The 11,586-nt window shown below is 69.3% G+C and carries 11 protein-coding genes and 1 tRNA gene; 1 reads left to right on the top strand and 11 read right to left on the bottom strand.

The window, feature by feature from the left end; all coding sequences use genetic code 11:
• Positions 1 to 38: 38 nt before the first annotated feature.
• From E2170_RS01990 to E2170_RS01960, 7 genes are all read right to left on the bottom strand, one after another.
• A complete protein-coding gene (locus E2170_RS01990) occupies positions 39 to 599 on the bottom strand; it encodes a hypothetical protein (RefSeq protein WP_132998970.1) in 561 nt (186 codons plus the stop codon).
• Between the two features lie 31 nt (positions 600 to 630).
• A complete protein-coding gene (locus tag E2170_RS01985) occupies positions 631 to 3,000 on the bottom strand; it encodes a glycosyltransferase family 2 protein (protein ID WP_132998969.1) in 2,370 nt (789 codons plus the stop codon).
• A 62-nt stretch (positions 3,001 to 3,062) separates the two neighbouring features.
• Positions 3,063 to 4,247, bottom strand: coding sequence for a cystathionine gamma-synthase (locus tag E2170_RS01980; RefSeq protein WP_132998968.1), 1,185 nt, complete (start codon positions 4,245 to 4,247; stop codon positions 3,063 to 3,065).
• Between the two features lie 84 nt (positions 4,248 to 4,331).
• Complete coding sequence (locus tag E2170_RS01975) at positions 4,332 to 5,708, bottom strand: pyridoxal-phosphate dependent enzyme (RefSeq protein WP_132998967.1); 1,377 nt, start codon at positions 5,706 to 5,708, stop codon at positions 4,332 to 4,334.
• 166 nt (positions 5,709 to 5,874) lie between these two features.
• Positions 5,875 to 6,093 (bottom strand): HP1242/YdcH family protein, encoded by a 219-nt coding sequence (locus tag E2170_RS01970; RefSeq protein ID WP_132998966.1) that lies wholly within the window; start codon positions 6,091 to 6,093, stop codon positions 5,875 to 5,877.
• A gap of 334 nt (positions 6,094 to 6,427) precedes the next feature.
• Complete coding sequence (locus E2170_RS01965) at positions 6,428 to 7,024, bottom strand: hypothetical protein (protein WP_132998965.1); 597 nt, start codon at positions 7,022 to 7,024, stop codon at positions 6,428 to 6,430.
• Positions 7,021 to 7,407 (bottom strand): DUF4398 domain-containing protein, encoded by a 387-nt coding sequence (locus E2170_RS01960; RefSeq protein ID WP_132998964.1) that lies wholly within the window; start codon positions 7,405 to 7,407, stop codon positions 7,021 to 7,023. Before E2170_RS01960 ends, E2170_RS01965 begins: the two co-directional genes overlap by 4 nt.
• Positions 7,408 to 7,502: 95 nt before the next feature.
• Between E2170_RS01960 and E2170_RS01955 the strand changes: the two genes are divergently transcribed.
• A complete protein-coding gene (locus E2170_RS01955; protein WP_132998963.1) occupies positions 7,503 to 8,618 on the top strand; it encodes a PilT/PilU family type 4a pilus ATPase in 1,116 nt (371 codons plus the stop codon).
• 21 nt (positions 8,619 to 8,639) lie between these two features.
• Here E2170_RS01955 and maiA read toward each other — a convergent pair whose 3' ends face one another.
• The 4 genes from maiA to E2170_RS01935 form a co-directional block, all read right to left on the bottom strand.
• Positions 8,640 to 9,344, bottom strand: coding sequence for a maleylacetoacetate isomerase (gene maiA / locus E2170_RS01950; RefSeq protein ID WP_243708025.1), 705 nt, complete (start codon positions 9,342 to 9,344; stop codon positions 8,640 to 8,642).
• Positions 9,345 to 9,392: 48 nt separating this feature from the next.
• Positions 9,393 to 10,382 (bottom strand): fumarylacetoacetate hydrolase family protein, encoded by a 990-nt coding sequence (locus E2170_RS01945; RefSeq protein WP_132998962.1) that lies wholly within the window; start codon positions 10,380 to 10,382, stop codon positions 9,393 to 9,395.
• 227 nt (positions 10,383 to 10,609) lie between these two features.
• The gene (locus tag E2170_RS01940; protein WP_132998961.1) at positions 10,610 to 11,353 is read right to left on the bottom strand and encodes a 2OG-Fe dioxygenase family protein; all 744 of its coding nucleotides are present in this window, start codon (positions 11,351 to 11,353) and stop codon (positions 10,610 to 10,612) included.
• 109 nt (positions 11,354 to 11,462) lie between these two features.
• A tRNA-Gln gene (locus tag E2170_RS01935) sits at positions 11,463 to 11,537 on the bottom strand.
• Between the last annotated feature and the right edge of the window lie 49 nt (positions 11,538 to 11,586).

Genomic DNA, 11,586 nt, shown 5'->3' with positions numbered 1-11,586 from the left:
TGGCCCGTCAGGCCTGCTGTGTTGCGGCGTACCACGGTTCAGGGGCTGACCGTGATCGACTTCCTGGTATCGCAGCGGAAGCCACCGGGACCTTCCTGGGCCAGCCACACCGCGTATTCGCCCGCGGGCAGGCCGGCGAGGACCACCTTCACGTTGTAGCCGGAATCCCGGGCTTCGGGACGGTTATGGCGGCGGGCCACGTCCTCGCGCTTGCCTCCGGTCTTGAACTCGTGCGCGAACTGGCTGGTGCCGCTGTCCAGGACAATCAGGGGCTGGGACGTGGCAATGCCCTTCGGCGGCAGGAACCAGCCACCGAACAGCAATTCGTCGCCCATCGCGTAGGGCACCGCACCGACGGATTCCCTGTTGATGCGGTCAAGCGCGCAGACGCCTCCCGCCTTCAGCTTGCCCGCCGCCGCATGTTCGAACATCCCCGACGGGTAGGTGCGCTTCGACACCGGGGCGGGAGCTTTCTGCTCCTGGGCCGGGGTCGTGCTGGCGCCGGTGTCATCGGAAGGCCGCTCGCCGCATGCCGCGAGGGCGACGACAACCGCTGCGGAAAAAACGGTGGCGGAGAGGTTCCGGGTAATGGCGTTCATAGAATTCTCGCTGAGAAATCGTTTCGGAGGACTACGGAGTTGCCTTCGCGTGCTCCGCAAAGGGGCAGATTGACAGGACGGCGCGACCGTCGCGCATCGAGTCTTTCAGATAAAGGCGGGGCGGAATCGCGAGATCGAAATTGCCGTCCAGCAATGACAGGTTCGGATTATATGCCGGATCCCAGGCCAGGGATGAACCCCAGCGGGCCTGTATCCGGCCGACTTCGCCCATGAACCGGGCCATCTTTACCGGATTGTCCTCGTAGCCCCGGCTGGCGGATTCGTGGTGGTAGAGCTCGGCCCACGGCGTCCAGACATTGAGGTAGCCGCGGGCGGCCACGCGCAGGCAGAAGTCGACGTCGTTGAACGCCACCTCGAAGTCCTCGTCCAGGCCGCCGACCTCCTCGAAAACCTCCCGCCGGACCAGCAGGCAGGCTGCGGTGACCGCGCTCAGGTTCTGCGCCAGCATGGCGCGGTTGTGCTGCCCGGGCGTTCCCCGCGGCTGGCCCACGTGCGCATGCCCCGCCACGCCGCCGATGCCGACGATCACGCCGGCGTGCTGGATCCGGTCGTCGGGGTAGTACAGCATCGCGCCGACCGCGCCGTACTGAGGGACCAGGGCCAGGCCCAGCATCTCCTCCAGCCAGCCACCGTCGATGACTTCGATGTCGTTGTTGACCAGGCCAATGACCGTGCCACGGCATGCCCGCACGGCGACGTTGTTGATCCGCGAGTAGTTGAACGGCGCATCGTGGCGTATCACGCGCACGCGCGGGTCGCGCTGCACCTCGTCCATATACGCCAGCGCGTCCGCATCAGTCGACTGGTTGTCGACGATGACGATCTCGAAGTTCCGGTAGTGCGTGCGCTCGAGGATCGTGCCCACGCTCATGCGCAGCAGTTCCACCCGGTCGCGGGTCGGGATCACCAGGCTCACCAGCGGGCCGTCGTCGCCCACCGGGCGGCGCACCCGGTAGCCGCCGGTGACCGGCTCCACCGTGGCCTCGATGTCCCCACGCGCGTGCAGGTACTCGGTGATCGCGCGCACGCCGGCGGCGTCGGTGTAGGACTTGGCGGTGCCCGACAGCGCGGTCGAACTGGCGATCGCGCGCCAGTGGTAGAGGATGTGCGGGATGTGCCCGATCTCGTCGCTGGACAGTCGCGCGGTCGCGCGCAACGCCAGGTCATGGTCCTGGCTGCCTTCGAAGCCGATGCGGAAGCCGCCGATCCCGCGCAGCAGCGCCGCTTCGTACACGCTCAGGTGACAGACGTAGTTCTGGCTGAGCAGCAGCTCGGGGTTCCAGTCGGGCTTGAAGTAGGGCGCGAAGCGGTTGCCCTGCTCATCGACCTTGTCCTCGTCCGAATACACCAGGCGCAGGCCGGGCTGCTCGTCGAGCGCCTTGGCGACCATGTACAGCGCATGCGGGGCCAGCTCGTCGTCGTGGTCGAGCAGGGCGACATAGTCGCCGGTGGCGATCTCCAGCGCGGAGTTCGAAGCGGCCGAAATGTGGCCGTTCGCCTCACGCCGCACCACCTTGATGCGCGCGTCGCGGGCGGCATACTCGGCCAGCACCTCGCCCACCCGAGGGTCGGGCGAGGCGTCGTCGGCGATGCACAGCTCCCAGTGCGGGTAGGTCTGCGCCAGCACGCTGTCCAGGCACAGGCGCAGCCACTGTTCGGGCGTGTTGTAGACCGGCATCACGATCGACACCAGAGGCCGCCGCGCAAAACGCGCGATCCGCGCCTCCATCTGCCGCAGGTCGTAGGCGACGGGCGTATCGAAGCGCCGCAGCCAGGCCTGGTAATCCAGCGAGACGCCCTCGGACATCTCGTCGTGGAAGGCATACAGCCATTCGCCGAAACCGGGCAGGCCGCCCTCGCGCCAGGCCTTCCAGGCTTCGCCGGCGGCAATGCCCAGCATGTCGCGGTCGCCGGCGAAGCGCTGCACCAGGCGGCGCAGCATGACCAGGGTGGCACGCACGGTGCCCATGCGCACCAGGGTGGCGTTGGTCAGTTCGAACTCGCAGGGCGCCGTGGACGGGTCCATGCGCAGGCAATGGACCTCGTGCGTGAAGCGCACGACGGCATCGACCTGCGACGTGGACGCCTTCGAGGAATACGGGATGCGGACCCGGTGCGCGTCGCCCATGCCCTGCCCGTAGTCCGGGTAGAAGCAGGGGTTGTCGATGAAGCCCTCGAACCGGCGCAGGTCCATGCGCAAGCGGTACCAGCCCGCCGGGAACCGGCGGCCCTGGTCGTGGCTGGCGATGAAACGGGGGTCGACCCCGACCGCTGCCCAGCGTTCGCCGGCGTCGCCATCGTCCACCCGCTCAAGGTGTCCGGAGGCTTCCAGCTCAAGTGCCACGCCCCGAAACCAGCGCCACCACGATGAAATCGACATTCCTGCTTCCCTGCCCGTGCTACCTGTTGCCCGCTGTCCGGTTGCCGATCGCCACGCCGGGCTCAGGCCAACGCCTGCAGGACGTCCGCGACGAGGTCGTCGATGCTTTCCACGCCCACGCTCAGGCGGACCAGGTCGTCGCCCATGCCCAAGGCGGCACGGCGTTCGGCAGGCACCGAGGCATGGGTCATCACCGCCGGGTGGTTGACCAGGCTTTCCACGCCACCCAGCGACTCCGCCAGGGTGAACAGCTCCAACCGCTCGCAGAAGCGCTGTGCGCCCTCGTAGCCGCCCTTCAGGCGCACCGAGACGATGCCGCCACCGCCGTCCATCTGGCGCATCGCGAGCGCATGCTGCGGGTGCGAGGCCAGGCCGGGGTAGATCACGTCGAGCACGCCCTCGTGCTCCTGCAGGCGTCCCGCCAGGGCGAGCGCGTTGTCGCAGTGCGCGCGCATGCGCAGGTGAAGCGTCTTCAGGCCGCGCAGAGCGAGGAAGCTGTCGAAGGGACCCTGCACCGCCCCGACCGAGTTCTGGAGGAAGGCGAGCTGCTCCCCCAGTTCGTCGTTGTCGCCGGCCACGACCATGCCGCCGACCATGTCGGAGTGGCCGTTGAGGTACTTGGTGGCGGAATGCACCACCAGGTCGGCGCCGTGCTCGAGCGGGCGCTGCAGGATCGGCGAGGCGAAGGTGTTGTCGACCACCATCAGCAAACCGTGCCGGCGCGCGATCGCGGAGACCGCCTGCAGGTCGACGATCTTGAGCATCGGGTTGGTCGGGGTCTCCACCCAGACCATGCGCGTCTTCGGCGTGATCGCGGCCTCGAAGGCGGCGGCGTCGGACAGGTCGACGAAGCTGAAATCCAGCGCCGCGCTGCGCCGGCGCACGCGCTCGAACAGGCGGTAGCTGCCGCCGTACAGGTCGTCCATGGCGACGACGTGGTCACCGCTGTCGAGCAGTTCGAGCACCGTGGCCGAGGCCGCCAGGCCCGAGGCGAAGGCGAAACCGCGGCTGCCGCCTTCGAGCCCGGCCACGCAGCGCTCGTAGGCGAAGCGGGTCGGGTTGTGGGTGCGGGAGTACTCGAAGCCCTGGTGGACGCCTGGGCTGGACTGCGCATAGGTCGAGGTCGCGTAGATCGGCGTCATCACCGCGCCCGTGGAGGGATCCGGCGACTGCCCGGCGTGGATCGCCCTGGTGCCGTGACCCCACCGGGAAGGATCTGCGCCGCCCCGGCCGTGATCGTCCTGCATGCCCGTGTTTCCGCTGGAAAAGACCGCGAATTGTAGCACTGGGGCGGCCTGCGACCGCCCTCCGGGGCGCGCCGAAACTGAGCCTCAGCTGACCCGTCGCCGCAGCCAGTTCAGGAGGTCGATCCGGGTGATCAGGCCCAGGAAACGGTCGCCGTCCATCACGATCGCCACCTTGCCGGCGTCGAACACCGGCAGCAGGGCCTCGACCGGCGACTTCACGTCCAGCACTTCGAGCTTGCTGACCATGGCGGTCGACACCGGGTCGCGGAACCGGGCCTCGTCGCCGTACACGTGCAGCAGCACGTCGGACTCGTCGAGGATACCGGCCAGGCGCTCGCCGTCCATCACCGGAAGCTGCGAGATCTCGTACAGCTTCATGCGCTGGTAGGCGGTGACCAGCAGGTCGTCCGGGCCCACCACCACGGTGTCCTTCTGCGAATACGGGCGCAGGATCAGGTCGCGCAGGTCGCCGTGCTGCTCGCGCTCGATGAAACCGTTGTCGAGCATCCAGTAGTCGTTGTACATCTTCGACAGGTACTTGTTGCCGGTGTCGCAGACGAACACCAGCACCTTCTTCGGCTCGGCCTGTTCACGGCAGTATTTCAGCGCCGCGGACAGCAGGGTGCCCGTCGAAGAGCCGCCGAGGATGCCCTCCTTCGCCAGCAGTTCGCGCCCGGCCAGGAAGCTTTCCCGGTCGCTGATGGCATAGGCCTTCTTCACCCGGCTGAAGTCGGAGATGGTCGGCAGGAAGTCCTCGCCGATGCCCTCCACCATCCAGCTGCCGGACTTCTCGGACAGCGTGCCCTCGTTGATGTACTCGGCCAGGATCGAGCCCACCGGGTCGGCCAGCACCATCTCCACGCCGGGCGCGTGCTCGGCGAAACAGCGTGACAGCCCGCTCATGGTGCCGGAGCTGCCACAGCCGAACACCACCGCATCCACGCCGCCGACTTCCGCCATCTGCCGCAGGATCTCCGGCCCGGTGCCGAACTCGTGCGCGGCCGGGTTGTCGGGGTTGCCGAACTGGTTGATGAAATACGCACCGGGGGTTTCGCGGGCGATGCGCTCGGCGAGGTCCTGGTAGTAGTCGGGGTGGCCCTTGGCCACGTCCGAGCGCGTCAGCACCACTTCGGCGCCCATCGCCTTGAGGTTGAAGATCTTCTCCCGGCTCATCTTGTCCGGAACCACCAGGATCAGCCGGTAGCCCTTCTGCTGGGCGACCAGGGCCAGGCCGATGCCGGTGTTGCCGGCGGTGCCCTCGACCAGGGTAGCGCCCGGCGCGATGTCGCCGCGCTTTTCGGCGGCCTCGATCATGCTCATGCCGATGCGGTCCTTGATCGACCCGCCCGGGTTCTGGCTCTCGAGCTTGAAGTAGAGCTCGCATTTGCCGGCGTCCAGGCGCTGGGCCTTGACGATGGGCGTGTCGGCGATGAGTCCGAGGACGGAGTCGTGGATGGGCATGCGATGGCGGCCTGTCGGGCGACGGGGCGCCGATTATCGCATCGCCCGCCGGGCCCCGGACGGGGCCGGCGGGAGGCGGCCGTGGCGCGGGCGGCGGCGACCGACGAGGATGGTGCCGCCGCCCGCCACAGCCTTGGCTGTCACGTGGGGGGAGGGAAAACGGCGGTCAGTGGGCGAGCGCCTGGTACATCACCGACAGGCGGTCCTTGGCGGCGAGCTTCTCGCGCTTCATCCGCGCCAGCGTGGTGTCGTCGATCGGCAGCACGCCGAGCTCGGCGTCCAGCACCTTCTTGTCGAGCTCCTTGTGGTGGTGGTAGAGCTGCCGGAACTCCGGGTTGGCCTTGAACAGCGCGTCGAGTTCCGCCTGGGGTTGCCCTTCGAACATGGAGACCTCCTTCAACCTGGGCCCGCGCATGCGTGCCGCGCGGGCATGCAAAAACGCCCCGGGCCTTGCGGCACGGGGCGTGTCGTGGGGAACGGCTGCGACTGGCTCCAGACACCCTCCCTCGGGATCGTCCGCGGGGCCTTGCCCGCGGCGACGTTCCCCTTGGAGTCGCTGGTATCCGTCACTGTGTCGTCCCTTCTGCAAGGCGGCCCACCCGGGGGTGGAACCTGCCTCTGGGGTCGACCCTACTCCTCCCCGCCGGGGGCGGCAAGGGTCCCGCCAAAGGGGACCTGAACCACGTGCCGGCGGCCGCCGTAAGCGGCCGCGGCGGGGCTCAGCGGGGGTCTTCCAGGGACTTCAGCAGCTCGGCCTCCTGGCGCTTGAGCTCGGCCTCGCGCTCGCGCGCGGCGCGCAGGCGCGCGGCCTGGGCACTGGCGACATCATCGAGCACGCCCTCGGCGCGCTGGCGGGCCCCGGACTCCGCCTCGGCCTCCAGGCGCAGGCGCTCGGCCTCCTCGGCCTGGATCCGGGCCTGGATGCGCAGGCGTTCGGCCTCGGCGCGGGCGCGGGCGGCGTCCTGTCGGCTGGCCTCGACCAGCAGCTCGCTGCGCTCGCGGTCCAGGCGATCGACTTCGCGACGGGCGAGCTCGGTGGAGGCGGTGACCTCGGCGGTCTCGACCCGCCATTCAGCCACCTGGCGGGCATCGGCCTTCGGCTGCGCACCCCTGGCGGCGGCCAGGGCGTCCAGCGCCTGGCGTGCACGCAGGCGCTCGTAGGCGGCCAGGCCCGCCCGCTCGGGGTCGGCATCGAGCGCGCGCAGGCGGGCCTGCAAGGGGGCACTGCCGTCGTCGGGAACGGCGCGGCTCTGGGCCAGCGAGGTGGCGGGAAGCAGAAGGAGGGCCGCGATCGCGGCGGCAGCCAGGCGGATCATCGGCCGTCCTCCATGCCCAGGCGCTGGCGCAGCGACGCCACCTCGGCCCGGCGCTGGGCCAGGGTGGACTCGGCCTGGGCCTGCGCGCTGCGGGCGGTGGCGAGGTCGGCCGAAGCCTCCGACAGGCTGGCCAGGGCGCGGGCATCGCGCTCCTTGCCACCGGCCATCGCGGCCTGGGCCCGGCTGAGCGCGGTCCGCGCCCGGTCCAGGTCCTCGGCGGCGTACTGCTGGGCATCGGCCGCGTCGGCGCGCGCCACCGCCTGCTGGGCGGCCGAAAGCTCGGCGGTCGGCGGCGGCAGGCTTGCGCAGCCCGCCAGCGCGAGCGCGAGAACGAGACACGCGCCATGCAGGCGCTTTGGAATTTGTGCGAAGCTTGTGCGCATAGGGGGCCGCCGCGGATTGGGGAACGCACGGCCATTGTCAACAGCATCCGCCCGGACCGCAATCGCCGGGGCGGCGCGACAGGGGAATTCCGCGAATGGACATCGGCTACTTCCTGAAGCTGATGACGGAGAAGAACGCCTCCGACATGTTCCTGACCACCGGCGCGCCGGTGTACATCAAGGTCGAAGGCAAGCTTTATCCGCTGGGCAACACCGGCCTGCCTTCGGGCATGGTCAAGAAGATCGCGTATTCACTCATGGACGAGGGCCAGGTGCCGCAGTTCGAGCGCGACCTGGAGCTGAACATGGCGCTGTCGCTGGCCGACTCGGGCCGCTTCCGCGTGAACGTGTTCAAGCAGCGCGGCGAGGTCGGCATGGTGATCCGCGCCATCCGCAGCACCATCCCCTCGATCGAGGAGCTGCAGCTGCCGCAGGTGCTGAAGGAGATCATCATGGCCCCGCGCGGCCTGGTGCTGATCGTCGGCTCCACCGGCTCGGGCAAGTCGACCACGCTGGCGTCGATGATCGACTACCGCAACACCAGCACCTCGGGCCACATCCTCACCATCGAGGATCCCATCGAATACCTGCACCGGCACAAGAAGTCGATCGTCAACCAGCGCGAGGTCGGCCTGGACACGCACGCCTTCCACAACGCGCTGAAGAACGCGATGCGCGAGGCGCCGGACGTCATCCTGATCGGCGAGATCCTGGACGCGACCACGATGGAGGCGGCGATCGCCTTCGCCGAGACCGGCCACCTGTGCCTGGCCACGCTGCACTCCAACAACGCCGACCAGACCATCGAGCGCATCCTCAACTTCTTCCCCGAGGCGGCGCACAAGAACGTGCTGATGAACCTGGCGCTGAACCTGCGCTCGGTAGTCAGCCAGCGCCTGGTGGTGGGCACCGACGGCCGCCGCATGCCGGCCACCGAGGTGCTGATCAACACGCCGATGATCCGCGACCTGCTGCGCCGCGGCCAGGTGCACGAGATCAAGCAGGCGATGGAGGAATCGCTGGAGGAAGGCATCGAGTCCTTCGACCAGTGCCTGTTCCGCCTGTACAAGGAAGGCCGGATCGAGCGCGAGACCGCGCTGCGCGCGGCCGACTCGCGCGAGGGCCTGGACCTCAAGTTCCGCCTGTCCGAGGGCGGCGATGGCGAGCACGACCCCTACGCGGACGTCTTCGACACCCACGGCGCCGCATAGGCGCCCGGCGGTACCCGTGCCTCAGGCCGGGGGCGCGTCCGGCTGCCGCTCGGGACGCGCCGCGTCGAAGGCGGGCAGCGCCAGGCAGTGCGCCTCGATGCGCGCGATCACCGGATAGGCGGACATGTCCACGCCGAAGCGACGCGCGTTGTAGACCTGCGGCACCAGGCAGCAGTCCGCGATGGTCGGCTGGTTGCCGTCGCAGAACTCGCCGGTGGACGGGTTGTCGACCAGCAGCGCCTCGAAGGCGCGGAAGCCGGCCTCGATCCAGTGCTTCACCCACACCTCGCGCTCGGGCTGCGGCACGCCCCAGTCGTGCTCGAGGTACTGCAGCACGCGCAGGTTGTTCAGCGGGTGGATGTCGCAGGCCACGATCTGCGCCAACGCGCGCGCGCGCGCGCGTTCGCGGGCGGTGGCCGGCAGCAGCGGCGGCGCCGGCCACATCTCGTCCAGGTACTCGAGGATGGCCAGCGACTGGCGCAGGTTGCGGTGGCCATGCTGCAGCACCGGCACCAGCTCCTGCGGATTGAGCGCCGCGAAGTCCGGGCCGTGCTGCTCGCCGCCGCCGCGGACCAGGTGCACCGGCGCGATGTCGTACTTCAGGCCCTTGAGGTTGAGGCCGATGCGCACGCGGTAGGCCGCGCTCGAGCGCCAGTAGGAATGCAGGCACAGGGCCCCGCTTCCGCTGCCCTCGCCTTCGCCGCCGCCCGCGTCATGTCCGGCCACCGCACCCCTCCTGCTGTCGTAGTCGCCCGGCTTCCGCCGGAGCCGCGCTCAGGGCGCGGCCTGGTGCTCGATCACTTGCTCGATGGCGCCGAAGATCGAGGTCCCGTCGGCGTCCAGCATCTCGATGCGCACGCGGTCGCCGAAGGACATGAAGGGCGTCTTCGGCTGGCCGTGCTCCAGGGCCTCGACGGTCCGTCGTTCGGCGAAGCACGACGCGCCCAGCGAGGTGTCCTCGTTGGCGATCGTACCCGAGCCAACGATGGTCCCGGCCGACAGCGGCCGCGTCTTGGCCGCGTGGGCCACCAGTTGGGCGAAATCGAACTGCATGTCGACGCCGGCCTCGGGCGCGCCAAACCACTCGCCGTTGATGTGGGTGACCAGGGGCAGGTGCAGCTTGCTGCCGCGCCAGGCATCCCCCAGCTCGTCCGGGGTCACGAACACCGGCGACAGCGCCGAGCGCGGCTTGGACTGCAGGAAGCCGAAGCCCTTGGCGAGCTCGCCCGGGATCAGGTTGCGCAACGAGACGTCGTTGACCAGGCCGATGAGCTGGATGTGGCCGGCGGCCTGCTCCGGCGTGGACGCCATCGGCACGTCGTCGGTGATCACCACGATCTCGGCTTCCAGGTCGATGCCGTAGTCCTCGCTGACCACGCGCACCGGGTCGCGCGGGCCGAGGAAGCCGGCGCTGGTGGCCTGGTACATCAGCGGATCGGTGTAGAAGCTTTCCGGCACCTCCGCGCCGCGGGCGCGGCGCACGCGCTCGACGTGCGGCAGGTAGGCCGAGCCGTCTACGAACTCGTAGGCGCGCGGCAGCGGCGCGGCCAGCTGCGCCGGCTCGAGGTCGAAGGCACCGTCGGCATCGCCGGCATTGAGCGCATCGGACAGCGCGACCAGCCGCGGCGCGATGTTCGACCAGTCCTCCAGCGCCTGCTGCATCGTGGCCGCGACTCCAGTGGCGCGCACCGCGCGCGCAAGATCCCGCGACACCACCACCAGCGTGCCATCGCGCCCACCTTCCTTCAGGGAACCCAGCTTCATCGCCACTCCGCGAAACGTTGCAATCCCGGGATTGTAACGGGGCGGCGGGGGCGGCGGGACAGGAAGAGCTTTTGCCACGGATGACGCGGATCACGCGGATTTACGCGGATCAAGTAAAAGCAGTTCAACAATGGGCAGCGCCCAGTGTGGTGCATGACCGCACTCCACCCGGCAACTGCTCTATCCGCGTAAATCCGCGTGATCCGCGTCATCCGTGGCAAGGCTTTTCAACCGTCCCCCTGGAACCCGCCCGAACGGTAGGTCAGGACGAGGGTGTCGCGGTGGCCGTGGCCGTCGGGGGCGAGGGGCTGGATCGGGGTTGATTCGTGGATGACGCGGGTGTCGTCCATCAGCAGGAGCGACCAGGGCTCTTCCAGGGTGAAGCGGTGGCCGTCGGGGCCGGCGGCGTCGAAGACGCGGGTTTCGCCGCCCTTGATGCCTTCGCGGCCGACCACGAACACGGCGACGAAGTCGACGCCGTCGCGGTGCGCGCCCTCGGGCGTGGGCCGGCCGATGCCGTCGCTGGTGTCGATGCGGAACTGGTGGGCTTCGACATGCCAGGGGCCGGCGTCGCGCACGCCGCTGCACAGGGTGCCGATAACGGCCAGCAGCCGCGACCAGGCCGGCCGCGACACCAGCTCGGCGGACAGCGGCTGGTACATGCGCTCCATGCCGCCGTGCAGGGCGTTGTAGTCCAGCGACTGCCAGTGCGCGCGGTGCGGGGTCATCCGCACGTCGTCACCGTCGACCACGAAGCAGGAGTGCCGGCGACTGCGGTAGCGGCCACCGTCGCGAAGGTATTCGTCGGGTGGCAGGTCGTCCCAGCCGATGCGCAGGCCAGCGATGTCGGCGGGCTCCAGGCCCATGGCCGAGACCACCGAGGCCGGGGAGAGGACGGCGTAGCCTTCGTCGCGCAGGGCCGCCTGTTCGGCGCCTTCGGGCGTGTAGGGAGGCGGGAAAGTGACGGCCATGGCAGGACACCTCGGCGGTCACGGGTCGCGGGCCGACATCCGCCGCCAGGGCGCCGGGCCCGGAAAGGGCGAAGCCCGCGCGAGGCGGGCTTCGAACCTTGTTTCGATGTGGCAGCCCCGGATGGATTCGAACCACCGAATGCCTGAGTCAGAGTCAGGTGCCTTACCGCTTGGCGACGGGGCTATGCAGCAATTGTAACCCAGGATCGCCGGAAGCGATCCTGAATACCGCG

It is taken from the genome of Luteimonas arsenica (assembly GCF_004352825.1).
In the GTDB taxonomy this organism is placed as follows: domain Bacteria; phylum Pseudomonadota; class Gammaproteobacteria; order Xanthomonadales; family Xanthomonadaceae; genus Luteimonas; species Luteimonas arsenica.
Note: the sequence above shows the minus strand (reverse complement) of the source record. Positions and strands in the feature narration are given on the sequence as shown.